At 71.4% G+C, this 19,924-nt stretch carries 16 protein-coding genes and 3 pseudogenes; 13 read left to right on the top strand and 6 right to left on the bottom strand.

The genetic code is table 11. The features are described 5' to 3' along the window. Positions 1-457: 457 nt before the first annotated feature. Positions 458-655 carry a hypothetical protein gene (locus ACWEV0_RS15280; protein ID WP_453149754.1) on the top strand — a complete coding sequence of 66 codons (198 nt, stop codon included), beginning with the start codon at positions 458-460 and terminating at the stop codon, positions 653-655. 192 nt (positions 656-847) lie between these two features. Here ACWEV0_RS15280 and ACWEV0_RS15275 read toward each other — a convergent pair. The 4 genes and pseudogenes from ACWEV0_RS15275 to ACWEV0_RS15260 form a co-directional block, all read right to left on the bottom strand. Continuing rightward, a pseudogene (locus ACWEV0_RS15275) lies at positions 848-979 on the bottom strand (AraC family transcriptional regulator); the annotation flags it as partial. Positions 980-1,199: 220 nt separating this feature from the next. After that, positions 1,200-1,811, bottom strand: a pseudogene (locus tag ACWEV0_RS15270) (AraC family transcriptional regulator ligand-binding domain-containing protein); the annotation flags it as partial. 121 nt (positions 1,812-1,932) lie between these two features. Then, positions 1,933-2,475, bottom strand: coding sequence for a GNAT family N-acetyltransferase (locus ACWEV0_RS15265; RefSeq protein ID WP_453149784.1), 543 nt, complete (start codon positions 2,473-2,475; stop codon positions 1,933-1,935). Then, positions 2,458-3,045, bottom strand: a pseudogene (locus ACWEV0_RS15260) (HEAT repeat domain-containing protein); the annotation flags it as partial. The gene ACWEV0_RS15265 and the pseudogene ACWEV0_RS15260, both read right to left, overlap by 18 nt. Positions 3,046-3,463: 418 nt before the next feature. On the opposite strand from ACWEV0_RS15260, the gene ACWEV0_RS15255 reads away from it, so the two are divergent. The 9 genes from ACWEV0_RS15255 (at position 3,464) to pssA (ending at position 14,395) form a co-directional block, all read left to right on the top strand. Beyond that, positions 3,464-5,245 carry a 3-hydroxyacyl-CoA dehydrogenase family protein gene (locus ACWEV0_RS15255; RefSeq protein ID WP_453149753.1) on the top strand — a complete coding sequence of 594 codons (1,782 nt, stop codon included), beginning with the start codon at positions 3,464-3,466 and terminating at the stop codon, positions 5,243-5,245. A gap of 124 nt (positions 5,246-5,369) precedes the next feature. Continuing rightward, positions 5,370-6,197 (top strand): TetR family transcriptional regulator, encoded by an 828-nt coding sequence (locus ACWEV0_RS15250; protein WP_453149752.1) that lies wholly within the window; start codon positions 5,370-5,372, stop codon positions 6,195-6,197. A gap of 417 nt (positions 6,198-6,614) precedes the next feature. Continuing rightward, the gene (ccrA, locus tag ACWEV0_RS15245; protein WP_403789603.1) at positions 6,615-7,952 is read left to right on the top strand and encodes a crotonyl-CoA carboxylase/reductase; all 1,338 of its coding nucleotides are present in this window, start codon (positions 6,615-6,617) and stop codon (positions 7,950-7,952) included. A 21-nt stretch (positions 7,953-7,973) separates the two neighbouring features. After that, complete coding sequence (locus tag ACWEV0_RS15240) at positions 7,974-10,010, top strand: protein meaA (RefSeq protein ID WP_453149751.1); 2,037 nt, start codon at positions 7,974-7,976, stop codon at positions 10,008-10,010. Then, positions 10,007-10,975 (top strand): HpcH/HpaI aldolase/citrate lyase family protein, encoded by a 969-nt coding sequence (locus tag ACWEV0_RS15235; protein WP_451606901.1) that lies wholly within the window; start codon positions 10,007-10,009, stop codon positions 10,973-10,975. The genes ACWEV0_RS15240 and ACWEV0_RS15235 overlap by 4 nt, the downstream gene beginning before the upstream one ends. A gap of 5 nt (positions 10,976-10,980) precedes the next feature. After that, positions 10,981-11,493, top strand: a complete 513-nt coding sequence (locus ACWEV0_RS15230) for a MaoC family dehydratase (protein ID WP_128981445.1) — start codon at positions 10,981-10,983, stop codon at positions 11,491-11,493. A 2-nt stretch (positions 11,494-11,495) separates the two neighbouring features. Continuing rightward, positions 11,496-12,701 (top strand): acyl-CoA dehydrogenase family protein, encoded by a 1,206-nt coding sequence (locus ACWEV0_RS15225; RefSeq protein ID WP_384419701.1) that lies wholly within the window; start codon positions 11,496-11,498, stop codon positions 12,699-12,701. Positions 12,702-12,870: 169 nt separating this feature from the next. Continuing rightward, a complete protein-coding gene (locus tag ACWEV0_RS15220) occupies positions 12,871-13,527 on the top strand; it encodes a phosphatidylserine decarboxylase (RefSeq protein WP_453149750.1) in 657 nt (218 codons plus the stop codon). Continuing rightward, positions 13,520-14,395, top strand: a complete 876-nt coding sequence (gene pssA, locus ACWEV0_RS15215; protein WP_453149783.1) for a CDP-diacylglycerol--serine O-phosphatidyltransferase — start codon at positions 13,520-13,522, stop codon at positions 14,393-14,395. The genes ACWEV0_RS15220 and pssA overlap by 8 nt, the downstream gene beginning before the upstream one ends. 55 nt (positions 14,396-14,450) lie before the next feature. Here pssA and ACWEV0_RS15210 read toward each other — a convergent pair whose 3' ends face one another. Together ACWEV0_RS15210 and ACWEV0_RS15205 are read right to left on the bottom strand one after the other, a co-directional pair. Beyond that, positions 14,451-14,978, bottom strand: a complete 528-nt coding sequence (locus ACWEV0_RS15210) for a GNAT family N-acetyltransferase (RefSeq protein ID WP_453149749.1) — start codon at positions 14,976-14,978, stop codon at positions 14,451-14,453. Between the two features lie 71 nt (positions 14,979-15,049). Further along, a complete protein-coding gene (locus ACWEV0_RS15205) occupies positions 15,050-16,201 on the bottom strand; it encodes a glycerate kinase (protein WP_453149748.1) in 1,152 nt (383 codons plus the stop codon). Between the two features lie 112 nt (positions 16,202-16,313). On the opposite strand from ACWEV0_RS15205, the gene ACWEV0_RS15200 reads away from it, so the two are divergent. From ACWEV0_RS15200 to ACWEV0_RS15190, 3 genes are all read left to right on the top strand, one after another. Then, positions 16,314-18,092 carry a BCCT family transporter gene (locus ACWEV0_RS15200; protein WP_453149747.1) on the top strand — a complete coding sequence of 593 codons (1,779 nt, stop codon included), beginning with the start codon at positions 16,314-16,316 and terminating at the stop codon, positions 18,090-18,092. Positions 18,093-18,344: 252 nt separating this feature from the next. Beyond that, entirely contained in the window at positions 18,345-19,418 is a 1,074-nt protein-coding gene (locus ACWEV0_RS15195) for an ADP-ribosylglycohydrolase family protein (protein ID WP_453149746.1), read from the top strand. Further along, positions 19,415-19,906, top strand: coding sequence for an NUDIX domain-containing protein (locus ACWEV0_RS15190; RefSeq protein WP_453149745.1), 492 nt, complete (start codon positions 19,415-19,417; stop codon positions 19,904-19,906). Before ACWEV0_RS15195 ends, ACWEV0_RS15190 begins: the two co-directional genes overlap by 4 nt. The last annotated feature ends 18 nt before the right edge of the window (positions 19,907-19,924 follow it).

The raw sequence follows: 19,924 nt of genomic DNA, 5'->3' as shown, positions 1-19,924 counted from the left end.
ATGGCGATCCGGTCGCCGGGCGGTCCGACCACCCGTTTCACCAGGAGGGCGTTCTGATGGCGCGAGCGCAGTAGCACCACGTCGAACCGGCGCACTTCCCCGCCGCACCGGGAACGGCGAGCAGCCGGTCGCCGTCATGCAGGGTGGGTGCCATGCTCGACCCCTCCACCCGGACGCTCAGGGCCGTCACCGCGACGGCCGCGAGCAGACAGAGGAGGACGAGCCCGCCGAAGGCGGCGAGGACCGCCCGGCGGGGCGTTCATCTTCGGGGGCCCGGCGGCCGGACGGCACCGGCGCCGACGCCGGACGGGCAGATCGCTTCCATGGCCGGGAAGGTAGGCCGGGTAGCGGGGGCGCGCTGTGACCGTACCGCTCAGGCTGCGGCGGGCTGGGACGATGTCCGCGACCGCGGAAATCGGAAGCTGGAGACCGGAAGAAGAGTGAAGGGGGAACCCACATGATCGTGTTCGTCTTGGCCGGGATCGTCGTGCTCGCCGCAGCGGGCTGCGCATGTGTCGTCTGGGCGGCGCGCGGCGGCCCGCGCTGGGTGCGCGGTGTGTCCACCGCGACGCTGGCGGCCGGCGAGCTGGTGCGGAGCGCACAGCGGTCGAGCCGCAAGCAGGGACCGGGCGGAGGCGCGGACGGCGACGACTAGGCGGCTCAGCCCGGCACCGGCACCGTCAGGCGCTCCATCGGCTCCGGGCCGCTCGGGGCACCCTGCTCCCCCCGCCGCTGGTACGCCCGCGGCGTCGACCCCGTCCAGCGGCGGAACGCCCGGTGAAAGGCGCGGTTCGGAGAAGCCGAGGCGCTGGGAGAGGTCCTCGACGGAGAGGGCCCCGCGGGTGAGCGCGGCGATGGCGTGGTCGCCGCGCACCTGGTCGCGAAGCCGCTGGTACGAGGTGCCCTCGGCGGCCAGCCGGCGGCGCAGGGTCTGCGGGCTGACGGCCAGGCGGTACGCGATCTCCTCGGGCGAGGGCACGGGCCCGGCCGGGAGGGCGGCGAGGATCAGGTGCCGTACCCGGGTGGTGACGGTGCGGGTGCCGCGGTCGCCGCGGCAGACCAGGACGTCGGTGGTGATCCGGCGGAGCAGCGCGCGCAGGGCCGCCGCATCCCGGCAGACCGGCGCGTCGAGGTCGGCCCCGGTCGAAGACGACGGCGGTGCGGGGCGCGCCGAAGACGCGGGGCGCGCCGAAGAGGAGCGCGTACTCGGGGGCGTGCCGGGGCTCGGGGTAGCCGAACTCGACCCGGCGCAGGCCGAGTCGGCGGCCGATGAGCCAGCCGGCGAAGCGCTGGGGGACGACGACGGTGGTCTCCGCGCCGAAGCGGACGGGGTCGTCGTAGCCGGAGACGTCGAAACTCGATCCACGCCTCGTCCGCAGGTTCGCCCGCGAGCTCGCCCGCGCACTCACCCCCGAACTCCCCTCGAACTCACCCTTGGGCGACGCCGGTTCGACGAGCCGGAAGCGGGGGCCGGCCGGGAAGAGTCCGTAGAAGCCGTGGCCGCGGGGGAGGGCCTCGCGCAGGTCGCGGCTGCCGCGCACGACGAGGTCGGCCATGGTGGCGAAGGTGCCGAAGCGGCTGGGCGCCTCGCCGAAGCCGATGAGTTCGTCGTCGAGGCGGCGCCACAGCGTGCCGACGAGCCGGCCGAACCGCCGGGCCGGCACCCGCCCGGGCAGTTCGGCGGGGAGGCCGGCCCGGGCGAGCAGCGGCGCGGGGTCGAAGCCGTGACGCTGGGCGCCGAGCAGCACGGCGCGTACGTGAGGGGAACTGACCGAGAGCGCAGGCAGGGCGGACGGAGTAGCAGGGGGCATGTGACGCCTCCGCTCGGCGAGAACAGGGACGAGTGGCCGGCGGCCGACACTGCAATAAAAAGTGTCAACCACGGGACCCGCCCCGTCGTCCGACGGGACGCACATCACAACGACGCGTCCGTCACAGCGACTTCGCCATGACCACCTCCGCCCCGCCCTCCTCCGCCACGACGAATCCGTGCCGTCGGTACAGCGCGGCCGCCGGCCCGTTCCCCGGCAGCACGCCGAGCGTCAGCCGCGTCGCCCCCGCCTCCCGCGCCCACGCCTCGACCGCCGCGATCAGCCGGTCCCCCACGCCCCGGCCCCGCACCCGCGGACTGACCCACACCGAGCGCAGTTCGCGCGCGTCCGCCTCGTCCCCGGGCATCCCGGCCGCGACACCCACCACCTCGCCCTCGAGCAGCGCGACGACGTTGTGCGCCTCCGGCATCGCGAGCCGCTCACGCCATTGCGCCTCGCCACCGCTCTCCCAGTCGGCGAGCCGAGCCTTGAACGCGCCCGGCGACTCGCCGAGCGCCGCCAGCCGTGCCTCCCGCCACAGCTCCCAGTCACCGGCTCCCACCACCCGAAGACTCACCGAGCCGACTCGCCCCAGGGCCTCCTGCGCCTCCGGGGCATCCCGCGCCTCCGCGGCCTCCCGCGCCTCCAGAGCCCCCAGCGCCACCCGGGCCGCTCCTCCGAACCGCGGGTGCGGCAGTGCCGCCTCCAGGACCTCGCGGGCGGCCGGGTCGCCGAGCTCGCCCAGGCCCTCGACGCAGGCGAGCCCGACGCGCCAGTGCGGGTCTCCGGGGGCGAGGCGGCGACGCAGGACGGAGACGAGGGCGGGGGCGCTCTCCGGGGCGCGCAGCCGGGCCAGCAGACGGACCGGCAGCAGGGCGTAGGCGACCCGGAGTTCGTTGGTGGCGAGCGCGGCGGCGGCGCGGGCGGTGCGCGGGTCGCCGAGCCGGGTCAGGGCATGGGCGGCGGAGACGCAGCGTTCGGGGTCGCGGTGGTTGAGGAAGAGCACCAGGGACTCGAAGGCGCGCGGGTCACCGGCGAGGCCGAGCCGGAACGCGGCGATCTCGCGGGCCCAGAGCGGCTGGCCAGGTGCGGTGAGGACCCGGTGGAGTTCCTCCGCGTCGAGGGGGCCTGCGAGTTCTTCGAATGCCGCGGGGACCTCACCGCCCCCATTCCCGATCTCTTCACGCAGACGATCGATCATCGAGCAGAATTCGGGGTCCGCAGCGAAATTCATATTCCGAAGCCTATCCGCGACCCAGATCACACATTCCCCAACTTCGCAGGACTGGCGCGCTCGTTACCGGGCAGTTAATCTCAGGTGAGCGGGACACCCCCCGCGATATCACTTCGGCCTGGTGACGCAGCCGTTGTGAGCGCAAGTCGGTTCGGCAGTTCTGACGTGACTCCGGGACAGAGTCCGTCGCCCTTTCCTCGCGCGTTCTCTCGTCGCACGAAAACCCACCCTCTTCGCGTGACCCCTCTTCGTGCGACCCCTGTTCGCGTGCGATCCCCGTTCGCATGAGTCCTCTTCGCGTGAGTCCTCTTCGCGTGGGACCCCTGCCTCACGTGAGTGCTCTTCGCGTGGGTCCTCTTCGCGCCTGCTCTTCCGCGCCCCGCCTTCAGTCGTCACTCTTCCTCTCAGGAGTCCCCTGATGGACACCCCTCTCTCCACCATCGCCGTCGTCGGTCTCGGCACCATGGGCAGCGGCATCGCCGATGTCCTGGCCCGCGCCGGCCGTGAGGTCATCGGCATCGACATCAGCGACAACGCGGCCGCCCAGGCCGTCGCCGCCCTGGAGGCCTCGACGGCCCGTGCGGTGGCCCGCGAGCGGATCACCGAGGAGGAGCGGCAGGACGTGCTCGCCCGGTTCCGCACCTACTCGGACCTGCAGGCGGCCGCCGACGCCGATCTCGTGATCGAGGTCGTGCCCGAGTCGTACGAGACGAAGCAGGAGGTCTTCCGGGCCCTGGACGGGATCGTCCGTCCCGACGCGATCATCGCGACCGGCACCAACGCGCTCTCGGTGACCCGGCTCGCCGCCGACTCCGCGCACCCCGAGCGGGTGCTCGGCCTGCACTTCTTCACGCCCGTCCAGGCGATGAAGCTGGTCGAGGTCGTCTCCTCCGTCCTCACCGACCCGCGCGCCGTCGAGGCCGTCACCCGGCTCGCGCAGGAGCTCGGCAAGGAGCCCGTCGCGGTCGGCGACCGGCCCGGCTTCGTCGCCGACGGCCTGCTCTTCGGCTACCTCAACCAGGCCGCCGCGATGTACGAGGCCAAGTACGCCTCCCGCGAGGACATCGACGCGGCGATGAAGCTGGGCTGCGGTCTGCCGATGGGCCCGCTGGCGCTGCTCGACCTGATCGGCGTCGACACCGCCCGTACCGTCCTGGACGCCATGTACGCGTCCTCGCACGACCGGCTGCACGCCCCGGCCCCGATCCTGGGGCAGCTCAGCGAGGCGGGTCTGACCGGCCGCAAGGCGGGCCGCGGCTTCTACACCTACGAGGCGCCGGGCTCGGCCACCGTGGTCCCCGACGCGCTGACGCCGTCGGAGTCGGCGGCCGGCGGCGAGAGCCGCGAGGTCCGCAAGGTCGGCGTGGCCGGCTCCGGCACCATGGCCTCCGGCATCGTCGAGGTCTTCGCCAAGGCCGGTTACGAGGTCGTGCTCGCCGCCCGCTCGCAGGAGAAGGCCGATACCGCCAAGGCCCGGATCGCCAAGTCCCTGGCCCGTTCGGTCGACAAGGGCCGGATGACGGGCGAGGCGCGCGACGAGACCCTGGCCCGGATCGTCCCGGCCGGCTCGCTGGACGCCTTCGCCGACGTCGACCTGGCGGTCGAGGCGGTCGCCGAGGACCTGGAGATCAAGCAGGAGCTGTTCGCCCGCCTCGACAAGATCTGCAAGCCGGGCGCGGTGCTCGCCACCACGACCTCCTCGCTGCCGGTCGTCGCCTGCGCGAGGGCGACCAGCCGCCCGCAGGACGTCATCGGCATGCACTTCTTCAACCCCGCGCCCGCGATGAAGCTGGTGGAGATCGTCCGTACGGTGCTGACCGCCGACGACGTCCACGCCACCGTCCGCGAGGTCACCGCGAAGATCAGGAAGCACGGCGTCGACTGCGGCGACCGGGCCGGCTTCATCGTGAACGCGCTGCTCTTCCCGTACCTGAACAACGCGATCAAGATGGTCCAGGAGCACTACGCCAGCCTGGACGACATCGACGCCGCGATGAAGCTGGGCGGCGGCTACCCGATGGGTCCGTTCGAGCTGCTCGACGTGGTCGGCCTGGACGTCTCGCTGGCCATCGAGAAGGTGCTGCACCGCGAGTTCCGCGACCCGGGGCTCGCCCCGGCGCCGCTCCTGGAGCACCTGGTGGCCGCGGGCTGCCTCGGCCGCAAGACGGGCCGCGGCTTCCGCGAATATGCCCGCCGCTGAGCCCCAGCCGGAGCCGTACGGGGGCTGGGGAGGGCTGCTCAGCCCGTCGGGCACCGCCGGTGCCGGGCCGGGCTCCCCTCCCCCACCTGGGCACACTCCCGCTGCGATGCAGTACGTTCGGGGCATGTCCAAGGCCGCGAAGACACCCCGTGCCACGTCCACGCCCGACTCCCCGGAGAGCGCGGCGGGGACCCGTGCCGCCGCCCAGCGGCTGAAAATGCGCCGGGAACTGGCCACCGCGGCCATGGAGCTCTTCGCCACCAAGGGGTACGAGGCCACCACCGTCGACGAGATCGCGGCGGCGGCCGGGGTGGCCCGCCGGACCTTCTTCCGGCACTTCCGCTCCAAGGAAGAGGCGATCTTCCCGGACCACGACGACACCCTGGTGCGGGCGGAGGCGGTGCTCAACGCCGCGCCGCCGCACGAGCACCCGCTGGACACGGTGTGCCGGGGCATCAAGGAGGTCATGAAGATGTACGCGGGCTCGCCCGCGGTCTCCGTGGCCCGCTACCGGCTCACCCGTGAGGTGCCGACCCTGCGCGAGCGCGAGATCGCCTCGGTGGCCCGCTACGAGCGCCTGTTCACGCGCTATCTGCTCGGGCACTTCGACGAGCGCGACCACCACGACGGCAACGACGACCCGCTGCTCGCCGAGGTGGCCGCCTCCGCCGTGGTCACCGCCCACAACCACGTGCTGCGCCGCTGGCTGCGGGCCGGCGGGCAGGGCGACGTGGAGGCGCAGCTCGACCACGCCTTCGCGATCGTCCGGGAGACCTTCGGCTCCGGCATAGGCGCCCGGCCGGCCCCGGCCGGGACCGCCGCCGCGGAACCGGCGCAGCCGGCCGTCGCGACCGCCTCCACGACGGGCGACGTGGTGGTCGCGGTCGCCCGCACGGACGCACCCCTCGACGAGGTCATGCGGACCATCCAGCAGGCGCTCCAGAAGAGCTGAGGACCTTCTCGTCCTCCGTCACGGCAAGGGCCGCTCCCGGTTTCCGGGAGCGGCCCTTGGCGTTCCCGCAGTACATCTGCCCAGTTCAGGGGCATTTTCGATCGATCATCGCTCATCCGTGACGACCAGATTGCATCTGAGTGAAATTGTTGGCACGCAGTGCCTTGTCAGGTGACACGGCGTGCCATACGTTGATGTTGTCCGGGCGGCCGGCGCGCAGAGATCACCTCGTGCGCCGGCTGTCCCCACAAGCGATCCTGCATGTGCGCCCGGACGCCTGCGTCACAGGCACCCTCGCGCCCCACCACGGCGCCGCCACCGCACCACCGCGCCGAACCGACGGCACACCTCCACAGCAGCAACCCCGACGTAACCCTCAGCGCGTCCTCGCCGGACGCCGCACCGCCGGAGGCATCCGTGAAGGACATCCTGGACGCGATCCAGTCGCCCGACTCCACCTCGGCCGACTTCGCCAACATCAAGCTCCCCGAGTCGTACCGCGCCGTGACCGTCCACAAGGACGAGGCCGAGATGTTCGCCGGGGTCGCCAGCCGCGACAAGGACCCGCGCAAGTCGCTCCACCTGGACGACGTGGCACTTCCCGAGCTCGGTCCGGGCGAGGCACTGGTCGCCGTCATGGCCAGCTCCGTAAACTACAACTCGGTCTGGACCTCGATCTTCGAGCCCGTGTCGACCTTCGGCTTCCTCGAGCGCTACGGCCGCCTGTCCGAGCTCACCAAGCGCCACGACCTGCCGTACCACGTCATCGGCTCCGACCTCGCGGGCGTCGTGCTGCGCACCGGCCCGGGCGTCAACTCCTGGAAGCCCGGCGACGAGGTCGTCGCGCACTGCCTGAGCGTCGAGCTGGAGTCCTCGGACGGCCACAACGACACGATGCTCGACCCCGAGCAGCGCATCTGGGGCTTCGAGACCAACTTCGGCGGCCTCGCCGAGATCGCCCTCGTCAAGTCCAACCAGCTGATGCCGAAGCCCGGCCACCTCAGCTGGGAGGAGGCCGCTGCCCCCGGCCTGGTCAACTCCACCGCGTACCGCCAGCTGGTCTCCCGGAACGGCGCCGGCATGAAGCAGGGCGACAACGTGCTCATCTGGGGCGCGAGCGGCGGCCTCGGCTCGTACGCCACCCAGTTCGCCCTGGCCGGCGGCGCCAACCCGATCTGTGTCGTCTCCTCCCCGGAGAAGGCCGACATCTGCCGCTCCATGGGCGCCGAGGCGGTCATCGACCGCAACGCCGAGGGCTACAGGTTCTGGAAGGACGAGAACACCCAGGACCCGCGCGAGTGGAAGCGCTTCGGCTCCAAGATCCGCGAGCTGACCGGCGGCGAGGACATCGACATCGTCTTCGAGCACCCGGGCCGCGAGACCTTCGGTGCCTCCGTGTACGTCACCCGCAAGGGCGGCACCATCACCACCTGCGCCTCGACCTCGGGGTACATGCACCAGTACGACAACCGCTACCTGTGGATGTCGCTGAAGCGGATCATCGGCTCGCACTTCGCCAACTACCGCGAGGCGTGGGAGGCCAACCGCCTCATCGCCAAGGGCAAGATCCACCCGACGCTCTCCAAGGTCTACTCCCTGGAGGAGACCGGCCAGGCCGCCTACGACGTGCACCGCAACCTGCACCAGGGCAAGGTCGGCGTCCTCGCCCTCGCGCCCGAGGAGGGTCTCGGCGTGCGCGACCACGAGCTGCGGGCCAAGCACATCGACGCCATCAACCGCTTCCGTAACATCTAACATCCGACCCCGGGACCCCAGATGACAGAGCGTCAGAAGGACCGGCCGTGGCTCATGCGGACCTACGCCGGTCACTCCACCGCCGAGGCGTCGAACGAGCTCTACCGGCGCAACCTGGCCAAGGGCCAGACCGGCCTCTCGGTCGCGTTCGACCTGCCCACGCAGACCGGCTACGACCCCGACCACGTCCTCGCCCGCGGCGAGGTCGGCCGGGTCGGCGTGCCCGTCTCGCACCTCGGTGACATGCGGCGGCTGTTCCAGGACATCCCCCTGGAGCAGATGAACACCTCCATGACCATCAACGCCACCGCCATGTGGCTGCTGGCGCTCTACCAGGTGGTCGCCGAGGAGCAGGGTGCGGACGTCACCAAGCTCCAGGGCACCACCCAGAACGACATCGTGAAGGAGTACCTGTCGCGCGGGACGCACGTCTTCCCGCCCGGCCCGTCGCTGCGCCTGACGACGGACATGATCGCCTACACGGTGAACCACATGCCGAAGTGGAACCCGATCAACATCTGCAGCTACCACCTGCAGGAGGCGGGGGCCACGCCGGTCCAGGAGATCGCGTACGCGATGTCCACCGCCATCGCCGTCCTCGACGCCGTCCGCGACTCCGGGCAGGTCCCGGAGGAGCGGTTCGGCGAGGTCGTCGCCCGCATCTCCTTCTTCGTGAACGCGGGCGTGCGCTTCATCGAGGAGATGTGCAAGATGCGCGCCTTCGGCCGCATCTGGGACACCGTCACCCGCGAGCGGTACGGCATCGAGGACGCCAAGCAGCGCCGCTTCCGCTACGGCGTGCAGGTCAACTCGCTCGGCCTGACCGAGGCCCAGCCGGAGAACAACGTCCAGCGCATCGTCCTGGAGATGCTGGCCGTCACCCTCTCCAAGGACGCCCGCGCCCGCGCCGTACAGCTCCCGGCGTGGAACGAGGCCCTCGGCCTGCCGCGCCCCTGGGACCAGCAGTGGTCGCTGCGCATCCAGCAGGTGCTCGCCCACGAGTCCGACCTGCTGGAGTACGAGGACATCTTCGCCGGCTCGCACGTCATCGAGGCCAAGGTGGACGCCCTGGTCACCGAGTGCCTGGCGGAGATCGAGCGGATCCAGGAGATGGGCGGCGCGATGGCCGCCGTCGAGTCCGGCTACCTCAAGGCGCAGCTGGTCTCCTCGCACGCCGAGCGCCGGGCCCGCATCGAGTCCGGCGAGGACAAGATCGTCGGCGTCAACATCTTCGAGACGACCGAGCCGAACCCGCTCACCGCCGACCTGGACACCGCGATCCAGACGGTCGACCCGGCCGTCGAGGCCCGGGTCGTCAGTGCCCTCGGAACCTGGCGGGACACCCGATACCAGCCGCCGTTCAACCACCCGCGGCCGTGCAAGGCCCTGGAGCGGCTGAAGGAGGCCGCGAAGGGCACCGGCAACCTGATGGAGGCCACCCTGGAGTGCGCCCGCGCGGGCGTCACGACCGGCGAGTGGGCCGGGGCGCTGCGCGAGGTCTTCGGCGAGTTCCGCGCCCCGACCGGTGTGTCGTCCGCGCCGGTGGCCGTGCCGGCCGAGGCGGGCTCCCCGCTCGCCGAGGTGCGCGCCAAGGTCGAGCGCACGGCGCAGGACCTGGGCGTCGGCAAGCTGCGCTTCCTGGTCGGCAAGCCGGGCCTGGACGGGCACTCCAACGGCGCCGAGCAGATCGCCGTACGGGCCCGTGACGCCGGGTTCGAGGTGGTCTACCAGGGCATCCGGCTGACGCCCGAGCAGATCGTGGACGCGGCCCTGGAGGAGGACGTGCACGCGGTCGGCCTGTCGATCCTGTCCGGCTCGCACGCCCAGCTCGTGCCGGACGTCCTCGACCGCCTCAAGGACGCCGGCGCCGCCGACATCCCGGTCGTCGTCGGCGGGATCATCCCGAACGCCGACGCCGAGGAGCTCCGGGCGGCCGGCGTGGCCGCCGTCTTCACCCCGAAGGACTTCGGTATCACCGGGATCATCGGACGTATCGTCGACGAGATCCGGAAAGCCAACCAGCTCAGCCCCCTCGAACGTACGGAGGTCCCCGCATGACCATCACCCCCGTGAACCGGCTTCGTCCGCGCCGCTCCTGCCTGGCGGTCCCCGGCTCCAACCCGCGCTTCCTGGAGAAGGCCCAGGGCCTCGCCGCCGACCAGGTCTTCCTGGACCTGGAGGACGCGTGCGCGCCGCTGGCCAAGCCGGAGGCCCGGCACACCATCGTGAAGTTCCTCAACGAGGGCGACTGGACCGGTAAGACGCGGGTCGTGCGGGTCAACGACTGGACCACCCACTGGACGTACCGTGACGTCGTCACCGTCGTCGAGGGCGCCGGCCAGAACCTCGACTGCATCATGCTGCCGAAGGTGCAGAACGCCGAGCAGATCGTCGCGCTCGACCTGCTGCTCACCCAGATCGAGAAGACCATGGGCTTCGAGGTCGGCAAGATCGGCATCGAGGCGCAGATCGAGAACGCCCAGGGCCTGGTCAACGTGAACGCGATCGCCCAGGCGTCGCAGCGCGTCGAGACGATCATCTTCGGCCCGGCCGACTTCATGGCCTCCATCAACATGAAGTCGCTGGTCGTCGGCGAGCAGCCGCCCGGCTACCCGGCGGACGCCTACCACCACATCCTGATGAGCATCCTGATGGCCGCCCGCGCCAACAACCTCCAGGCGATCGACGGCCCGTACCTCCAGATCCGCAACCAGGAGGGCTACAAGGCGGTCGCGCAGCGCGCCGCCGCCCTCGGCTTCGACGGCAAGTGGGTGCTGCACCCGGACCAGGTCGCCGCGGCGAACGAGATCTTCTCGCCCTCGCAGGAGGACTTCGACCACGCCGAGCTGATCCTCGACGCGTACGACTACTACACGTCCGAGGCCGGCGGGAAGAAGGGCTCCGCGATGCTCGGCGACGAGATGATCGACGAGGCCTCCCGCAAGATGGCGCTGGTCATCTCCGGCAAGGGCCGGGCCGCCGGCATGCAGCGCACCACCAAGTTCGAGATCCCGGAGGCCTGAGTTCCATGCAGTTCGGCCGCACCTACGAAGAGTTCGAGATCGGCGCCGTCTACAAGCACTGGCCCGGAAAGACGGTCACCGAGTACGACGACCATCTCTTCTGTCTGCTGACGATGAACCACCACCCGCTTCACATGGACGTGAATTACGCGGAGAACACGACGGACTTCAAGAAGAACGTCGTCGTCGGCAACTACATCTATTCGCTGCTGCTCGGCATGTCCGTGCCGGACGTCTCCGGAAAGGCGATCGCCAACCTGGAGATCGAGTCGCTGCGGCACGTGGCGCCGACCTTCCACGGCGACACCATCTACGGCGAGACCACGGTCCTCGACAAGACGCCGTCGAAGTCGAAGAGCGACCGCGGCATCGTCTACGTCGAGACCAAGGGCTACAAGCAGGACGGCACCCTCGTGTGCGTCTTCCGCCGCAAGGTGATGGTCCCGACCGCGGAGTACATCGACGCGCGCGGCGGCGAGCAGCCCGGCCGCCCGGAGCTGAAGGAACAGGGGAAGTAGTCATGGCGCGACTCGCCCAGACCCACGGTCTGACCGACGTCCAGCAGGAGATCCTCTCCACCGTCCGCGACTTCGTGGACAAGGAGATCATCCCGGTCGCGACGGAGCTGGAGCACCGTGACGAGTACCCGCAGCAGATCGTGGACGGGCTCAAGGAGCTCGGCGTCTTCGGTCTGATGATCCCCGAGGAGTACGGCGGTCTCGGTGAGTCGCTGCTCACCTACGCGCTGTGCGTGGAGGAGATCGCGCGCGGCTGGATGTCGGTGTCCGGCATCATCAACACGCACTTCATCGTCGCGTACATGCTGAAGCAGCACGGCACCCAGGAGCAGAAGGAGTACTTCCTTCCGCGGATGGCGGCCGGCGAGGTGCGCGGCGCCTTCTCGATGTCGGAGCCGGGTCTCGGCTCGGACGTGTCGGCGATCACGTCGAAGGCGGTGAAGGACGGCGACGAGTACGTCCTCAACGGCCAGAAGATGTGGCTGACGAACGGTGGCACGTCAACGCTGGTCGCCGTTCTCGTCCGAAGTGACGAAGGCCACCCGGAGGGCACCGCCCCGCACAAGTCGATGACGACCTTCCTCGTCGAGAAGGAGCCCGGTTTCGGAGAGGTCCGTCCCGGCCTCACGATTCCCGGCAAGATCGAGAAGATGGGTTACAAGGGCGTCGACACGACCGAACTCATCATGGACGGACTGCGCATTCCGGCCAATCGCGTCCTGGGCGGGGTCACCGGCCGAGGGTTTTACCAAATGATGGACGGCGTCGAGGTCGGCCGCGTGAACGTGGCGGCCCGTGGTTGCGGTGTCGCGCAGCGTGCCTTCGAGCTGGGCGTCCAGTATGCCCAGCAGCGTCACACTTTCGGTAAGCCGATCGCCCAGCACCAGGCGATTCAGTTCAAGCTTGCCGAGATGGCTACCAAGGTCGAGGCCGCTCATGCCATGATGGTGAACGCAGCACGCAAAAAGGACTCCGGGGAACGAAACGACCTCGAAGCAGGGATGGCGAAGTACCTCGCCTCCGAATACTGCAAGGAGGTCGTCGAGGACGCCTTCCGCATTCACGGCGGTTACGGGTTCTCCAAGGAGTACGAGATCGAGCGCCTCTACCGCGAGGCGCCGATGCTGCTGATCGGCGAAGGTACCGCCGAGATCCAGAAAATGATCATCGGTCGTCGGCTGCTCGAGGAGTACCGATTCCAGGGTTGATTGTCGCATTTGGGTCGGTTTGGCCGCGAAGAAGATCACACCCCGTGTTCGTCTTCCGGCCGCCGACTCGGCTTCTGGCTTGCCCAGTTGCGGCCCGCAACCGATAGCATCGCCCGAAAGCCGCCGTCCCCCGTTGCCAGTGCGGCATCATCCGCTACGAAGGTCATCCATGCCCCACAGCCAAACCTCTGCACACCGCGACAGCCTCAAGGGCGTACGCATCGCACGCGGAGCATCGCCGTGGCTTCTGCCGACCGTCGCCACCGCGGCGCTCAGCCTCGCGCGCGCGGGCAAGTCGAAGCGCGCGCGGGCCGTCGCCGTGCCGGTCACCGCTCTCGCGGCCGGCATGCTGTGGTTCTTCCGCGACCCCGAGCGCGAGATCGCTCAGGGCCGGGTCATCTCGCCCGCCGACGGCGTGGTGCAGAGCATCATGCCGTGGAAGGACGGCCGCACCCGGGTCGCCATCTTCATGAGCCCGCTGAACGTCCACGTCAACCGCGCGCCCCTGGCGGGCACGGTGACGTCCGTGGAGCACGTCCCCGGTGGCTTCGTGCCGGCGTTCAACAAGGAGAGCGAGAACAACGAGCGCGTTGTCTGGCACTTCGACACCGAGCTCGGCGACATCGAGATGGTGCAGATCGCGGGCGCCGTCGCGCGGCGGATCGTGCCGTACATCCCGCAGGGGACGAAGGTCGAGCAGGGTGACCGGATCGGCCTGATCCGCTTCGGTTCGCGGGTCGACATCTACCTCCCGGAGGGTGTCGAGGTCGCCGTCGAGGTCGGTCAGGCCACGACCGCGGGGGTGACTCGCATTGACCGTGATTGATCCCGACACACGGGCGGCCGACTGGGCCGCCGAGACGGCGGCGGAGGCCGCCGACGAGGCCGAGGAGATGCCGCTGTCGCTGAGGCTGTCCATAGCGGACGCCCTCACGCTCGGTAACGCCACCTGTGGCTTCATGGCGGTGTACTTCACCACCACCGGCATCCTCATCCCGCACCTCACCGGCAGCGGCGAGACCGGCATGGCCCGCAACAGCGCCGCCACCGCCGTGATCCTGATGCTGGCCGCGGCGATCTTCGACCTGTTCGACGGCATCGTGGCGCGCAAGCTCCGCAGCTCGCCGATGGGCGCCGAGCTCGACAACCTGTCGGACCTGATCAGCTTCGGTCTGGCCCCGGCCTACTTCGTGCTCGTCTACGGCATGGTCGCGGACGACGCGCAGCAGAAGGTCTCGGCGGTGGCCGCGATCGTGGTGCTGCTCGCGGTGGTGCTGCGACTCGCCCGGTTCTCGTGCGTGACGATGAAGGACGGCATGTTCCAGGGCATGCCGAGCCCCTTCGGTGCGCTGACGGTCGTCTCGATCATCCTGCTCGAGCTGCCGTTCATCCCGACCCTGCTCGCGATCATCGGCACGGCGTGGCTGATGGTGAGCCGGGTGGAGTACCCGAAGCCGCGGGGTGTCCTCGCCGCGGCCATGCTCAGCTGGATCGTCGGAGCGATGGCGATGCTGGCCGCGTGGGCGTTCGACGCCCCGGGCGGACAGTTCCTGCTCCAGGCCGGCTGCGCCCTCCAGGTGGTCCTGGGCGCCGTGATCCCCCTCTTCGCGACGGCCCGACGAGTGAACTCCTTCCGCGACAACCGGCGCGAGAGCCGTGAGGCGCGCGAGGCGCAGGCGGCACAGCTGCGATAAGCGATACGAGAAAGGGCCCCGGACGCGAGAGCGTCCGGGGCCCTTTCTCATGTCGTCAGCCGCCCAGCCGCTTGTAATAGAGCGTCGTCGGACGCAGCACCCCGGCCGGATCGGCGGCGAAGTCCGGAATGACCCCGGCAGCCGTCCACCCCTCCCCCTGGTAGAGGCGCTCGGCGGGACTGCCGGACTGGGTGTCCAGGACCAGCAGGAGCAACCCTGCCGCCCGGGCATGCTCCTCGGCAGCGGCGAGGAGCCGGCGCCCGAGGCCCTGACCGCGGGCGTCACGGTGTACGACGAGCCGGGCGATCTCGCCCCGATGGCGTCCGTTCGCCTTGTCGTCACGGACCAGCGTGACGGCGCCGAGCACCCGCCCCGCCGGGTCGAGGGCCGCCCAGACGTCCCGTACGCCTGCCACGCCCGACCACCAGGTCGCGGCCGCCGCGGGCTCCAGGGGCGCCAGGAAGCCGACTGAGGCCCCGCTGTCGACGGCGTCCACCAGGAGCGCGGCGAGCCCGTCGGCGGCCCGCTCGCGGACTTCCTCGGGCGTGAGCCGCCGTACGTCCATCAGGGTGTCCTCTCGCATGGGAATCGGTGGGGCAGTCGCCCACGGCCCTCGCGCGCCCGCCACCGGGCCCGGCTCCGCGCCCTGCGCGCCTACGCCAGGAAGTCCCGCGCCACGTTCGCCGCCACCTGCTCCAGGAGCGGCCCCGCGTTCGGGATCGACTTCGCCGGGTCGGGCTCCAGGTCGGTCAGCGGGTACGCCCGGCGGATGCCGGCGGCGCCCAGGGCCTCCGGGGCGAGGGCGAGCCGTCCGCAGACGGCGACGACGTCCTTGCCGGCGGCGCGGGCCGCCGCGGCGACGCCCGCCGGGGCCTTGCCGTGCAGGGTCTGCTCGTCGAGCGAGCCCTCGCCGGTGATGACGAGGGTGGCCCGCTCCAGGGCCGGGGCGAAGCCGAGGACCTCCAGCATCAGCTCGATGCCGGGCCGGAAGCTCGCACCGACCAGCAGCGCGCCGTAGCCGATGCCGCCCGCGCCGCCCGCGCCGGGCGAGGCGGCCAGCTCGGCGGCCTTGGCGCCGATGGCCTGCTCCAGGACCTCCGCGTAGTGCGCGAGGGCGGCGTCGAGGGTCTCGACGTCCTCCGGGCTCGCGCCCTTCTGCGGCCCGTACACCGCTGCGCAGCCCTTGGGGCCGGTCAGCGGGTTGTCCACGTCGCTGGCGAGGACGAGGTCGACGTCGGCGAGGCGCGGGTCGACGCCGGACAGGTCGGCGGAGGCCAGCTGCGCGAGGGCGCCGCCGCCCGGGCCGACGGGCTCGCCCGCGGCGTCCAGGAACACGGCGCCGAGCGCGGCGAGCATGCCCGCGCCGCCGTCGGTGGTGGCGCTGCCGCCCACGCCGAAGACGATCGTGGTGGCCCCGGCGTCGAGCGCCGCGCGCAGCAGCTCGCCGGAGCCGTACGTGGTGGCGGTGAGCGGGGCGAACACCCCGGCCGGCAGCAGCTGGAGGCCGGACGCCTCCGCCATCTCCACCACCGCCGTGGTCCCGCGCAGCGCGTACGCCGCCGTGACGGGCTCGCCGAGCGGCCCGGTCACGGTCACCTCGCGCCGCTCGAACCCGGCCGCCACGGCCGCGGCCACGGTGCCGTCGCCGCCGTCGGCGACGGGCAGCGTCTCCACTTCGAGCTCCGGGACGACCCGTCGCAGACCTGCTGTGACCCGCTCCGCGACCTGTACGGCCGTGAGCGAGCCCTTGAACTTGTCGGCCGCGACGAGCACGCGTGCGACCTCAGTTACTGCTCCGTCCGTCACCTTGCATCCCTTGCTTTCGAACAGGCAGTCGCGCCGAGGCCGACCTTATCCGTACCGGAAGACGGCGTGCCACCCCCTGATAAGGCGATATTCCGCACCATAGTGGGGCCATATGAGCACGGAACTGATCGATCAAATGCCTGGACGAGGTTCCCGTCCGGACGGAAACCGCCCGGACGGGAAAGTCATCGGGATCGGGATGGCCGCGGTCGTCGCCGTGGTGGGCTGGGCGGCGCTCGGAAAGGACTCCTTCGACACCGCCTCCTCCTCGGCCCTGCGCTGGGTCCTGGACAACTTCGCCTGGCTTTTCGTGACGGCCGCGGACATCTTCCTGGCGCTGTGCGTGGTGATCGCGCTGAGCCGCTTCGGCCGGATCCGGCTCGGCACCGACGACTCGGAGCCGGAGTTCACGAATCTCGCCTGGATCGCGATGATGTTCAGCGCGGGAATGGGCATCGGCCTGATGTTCTACGGGGTCGGGGAGCCGCTCCAGCACTATCTGAGCCCGCCACCGGCGAGCGGCGTGCCGCCGCGGTCGGGCGCCGCGGCCCGCACCGCGCTGGAGTACTCGTTCTTCCACTGGACGCTGACCCCGTGGGCGATCTACGGCATCGCCGGCCTGGCGCTCGCCTACGCGGGCTTCCGCAAGGGACGCGGCAACACGCTGAGCGCCGCCTTCGTCCCGCTGATGGGCGAGCGCCGGGCGCGCTCGTGGCCGGGCAGGGCGATCGATCTGCTGGCCGTCTTCGCGACCGTCTTCGGCACCGCGACCAGTCTGGGCCTGGGCGCGCTGCAGGTGGCGGAGGGCCTGAACATCACCATGGGCGTCGAGAACTCCACGGCCACCCAGCTGATCATCATCGTGTCGCTGTCGGCGGCCTTCGTGCTCTCCGCCTTCTCCGGCCTGCACAAGGGCGTGAAGTGGCTGTCCACGCTGAACATCGTGCTCGCCGCGGCGATGATGGTCTTCGTCTTCCTGCTCGGGCCGACCGTCTACGTCCTCGACACGATCCCGGCGTCCCTCGGCGGCTATCTGCACCAGCTGCTGCCGATGGCGAGCCGCACCGGCGCCTTCACGGACCGGACCTGGCTGGGCGCCTGGACGATCTTCTACTGGGCGTGGTGGCTGTCCTGGGCGCCGTTCGTGGGCACCTTCATCGCCCGGATCTCGCGCGGCCGGACCGTCCGCGAGTTCCTGATCGGGGTGCTGCTCGTGCCCTCGGGCGCGACGGTGCTCTGGTTCTGCGTGATGGGCGGCACCGCGATCCGGCTCGACTCGACGGGCGCGGCGGACATGGCGGGCGCGGTGAGGAACGGGGTGGAGGCGTCGCTGTTCGCGATGCTGGACGCGCTGCCGCTGGGGACGCTCACCTCGTATCTGGCGATGCTCCTCGTGATGACGTACTTCGTGACCAGCGCCGACTCGGCATCGCTGGTGATGGGCTCGCTGACCAGCCGGGGCGCGCTGAATCCGCGGACCTGGCTGGTGGTCACCTGGGGCGTCCTGATGGCCGCGGTGGCCGCCGTGCTGCTCGTCGCGGGCGGTCTGAAGTCGCTGCAGACGGCGACGATCCTGGTGGCGCTGCCGTTCGTGCTCGTGATGCTGGGCCTGTGCTGGGCGCTGTGGAAGGAGCTGAGCACGGACCCGGGCGCGGGCCCGGCCCGGCAGCACGCGCTGCACGGCGTACGGGACGCGGTACGGGCGATGGTGGGCGAGGCGATCGCGGAGCGGGAGCGGGGCGGCGAACGGGGTCGGGAGCAGAGCCCGGAACCGAGGCGGGAGCGCGGTGGGGAGCGGCCCCCGCACGGAGGCGATGCCCGGCCGGCCGCACAGCCCGCCGGGCGGGCGACCACCGGGGCGGCCGACACCGACGGCGGCGAAGAGGGATGAGCCGGAAGAGCCCGGCGGCCGTGGGCAGCGGTGCGTGGCGCGCCGCGCCCGGGGTGAGCCGGACGAGCCCGGCGGCCGCCGGACTGCGGAGCGTCGGCGCGCGGCCCGGACCGGCTGAGCCGGACGAGCCCGCGGCCGCCCGGCGGCGGAGCGTCGGCGCGCGCCCTGGACCGGGTGAGCCGGACGAGCCCGCGTCCCCCGGCGGCGGTGCGTCGGCGCGCGGCCCGGCCGCGCATTCGGTACACCGGAGGCATGGGCCTGCTCAAGCACAGCGAACTCGCCGACCGGATCCTCGGCGGCTGGACCGGGCGGATCGCCGGGAACATGCTCGGCAAGCCGGTGGAGAGCGGCGAGCACTGGACGCGGGAGCGGATCGACGCCTATCTGCGGCTGACCGGCGCGCTGCCGCTCACCGACTACCTGCCCGCGCCGCCGGCCGCCGGAGCGGACGGCTTCGAGCTGCGGCCGGAGTGGCCGCAGTGCGTGCGCGGCCGGATCCACGGCAGCTGCCGTGACGACGACATCGACTACACGATCCTGGGCCTGCACCTCCTGGAGACCCGCGGCTTCTCCTTCACCACCGAGCAGGTCGGCGAGCAGTGGCTGCTGCGGCTGCCGTACCTGCAGACGTTCACCGCCGAGCGGGTGGCCTACCGCAATCTGGCCAACGGGCTGAAGCCGCCGCTCACCGCCACCTTCGACAACCCGTACCAGGAGTGGATCGGCGCGCTGATCAGGGCGGACGTGTACGGCTTGACCTCGCCCGGCGATCCGCGCCGGGCCGCGTCACTGGCCCGCCGGGACGCGGTGCTCTCGCACACCGGGAACGGGGTGTACGGGGCGATGTGGGCGGCCGCGCTCGTGGCCGCGGCCTTCACCGCGCCCGACGCGCGCACGGCGGTGGCGGCCGCCCTGGAGCGGATCCCCGCGAGCTGCCGGCTCGCCCGGACCGTGCGGCACACGATGGCGCTGCACGAGGCGGGCGTCGAGTGGTCCGAGGCGCTCGCCGAACTGGCGAAGGAGACGGGCGCGCTCGGCTGGCTCCACACGATCCCGAACGCGGCCGTGCTGACCGCCGGACTGCTGTACGGGGAGGGCGACTTCACGCGCACGATCGCGCTCACCGTGCGCGGCGGCCTGGACACCGACTCCAACGGGGCGACGGCCGGTTCGGTCGCGGGCGTGCTGTGCGGGGCGGCGGCGATCCCGTCGCAGTGGTCGGAGCCGCTGGCGGACCGGGTGCGCAGCGCGGTCGCCGGTTTCGACCGGGCGAGGATCAGCGAGCTGGCCGAGCGGACGGTGCGGCTGGCTACGCTGACGGGATGACGACCTCTGACTACGCCACGTACATCGCGAGCCTGCCCCGGGTCCTGGCCGGTGCCGCCGCCCTCTTCCGGGACCGGACCGGCCGGGTCCTCGTCGTCGAGCCGAACTACCGGGAGGGCTGGGCGCTTCCGGGCGGCACGATCGAGTCCGACACGGGCGAGACGCCGCGCCAGGCCGCCCGCCGCGAGACGGCCGAGGAGATCGGCCTGGACCCGGAGCTCGGCGCGCTGCTCGCGGTCGACTGGTCGCACGGCCCGGGCCGCCCGCCGCTCGTGGCGTACGTCTTCGACGGCGGTGTCCTCTCGGACGAGCAGTTCGCCGCGATCCGCCTCCAGGAGGCGGAGCTGGTCTCCTGGAAGCTGGTGGAGCCGGCGGAGCTGCCGGGCTACCTCCTGGCGGGTCTGGGTCTGCGGGTGGCGGCCGCCCTGGACGCCCTGACGGCCGGCCGTGGCCCGGCGGAACTGGAGAACGGCCGGCCGGTGCGGTGAGCGGGCAGTGCCGTGAGT

This window comes from Streptomyces sp. NPDC003943 (genome assembly GCF_053605265.1).
This window is presented reverse-complemented; position numbering and strand designations above follow the sequence as displayed.

What these genes read in the sequence shown, in the direction of transcription:
- ACWEV0_RS15210 (WP_453149749.1), bottom strand. Translation starts at nt 14,978, where the DNA reads ATGCGAGAGGACACCCTGATGGACGTACGGCGGCTCACGCCCGAGGAA.
- ACWEV0_RS15235 (WP_451606901.1), top strand. Translation starts at nt 10,007, where the DNA reads ATGACCATCACCCCCGTGAACCGGCTTCGTCCGCGCCGCTCCTGCCTG.
- ACWEV0_RS15220 (WP_453149750.1), top strand. Translation starts at nt 12,871, where the DNA reads ATGCCCCACAGCCAAACCTCTGCACACCGCGACAGCCTCAAGGGCGTA.
- ACWEV0_RS15240 (WP_453149751.1), top strand. Translation starts at nt 7,974, where the DNA reads ATGACAGAGCGTCAGAAGGACCGGCCGTGGCTCATGCGGACCTACGCC.
- ACWEV0_RS15190 (WP_453149745.1), top strand. Translation starts at nt 19,415, where the DNA reads ATGACGACCTCTGACTACGCCACGTACATCGCGAGCCTGCCCCGGGTC.
- ACWEV0_RS15280 (WP_453149754.1), top strand. Translation starts at nt 458, where the DNA reads ATGATCGTGTTCGTCTTGGCCGGGATCGTCGTGCTCGCCGCAGCGGGC.
- ACWEV0_RS15230 (WP_128981445.1), top strand. Translation starts at nt 10,981, where the DNA reads ATGCAGTTCGGCCGCACCTACGAAGAGTTCGAGATCGGCGCCGTCTAC.
- ACWEV0_RS15250 (WP_453149752.1), top strand. Translation starts at nt 5,370, where the DNA reads ATGTCCAAGGCCGCGAAGACACCCCGTGCCACGTCCACGCCCGACTCC.
- ACWEV0_RS15225 (WP_384419701.1), top strand. Translation starts at nt 11,496, where the DNA reads ATGGCGCGACTCGCCCAGACCCACGGTCTGACCGACGTCCAGCAGGAG.
- ACWEV0_RS15255 (WP_453149753.1), top strand. Translation starts at nt 3,464, where the DNA reads ATGGACACCCCTCTCTCCACCATCGCCGTCGTCGGTCTCGGCACCATG.
- ACWEV0_RS15195 (WP_453149746.1), top strand. Translation starts at nt 18,345, where the DNA reads ATGGGCCTGCTCAAGCACAGCGAACTCGCCGACCGGATCCTCGGCGGC.
- ACWEV0_RS15200 (WP_453149747.1), top strand. Translation starts at nt 16,314, where the DNA reads ATGAGCACGGAACTGATCGATCAAATGCCTGGACGAGGTTCCCGTCCG.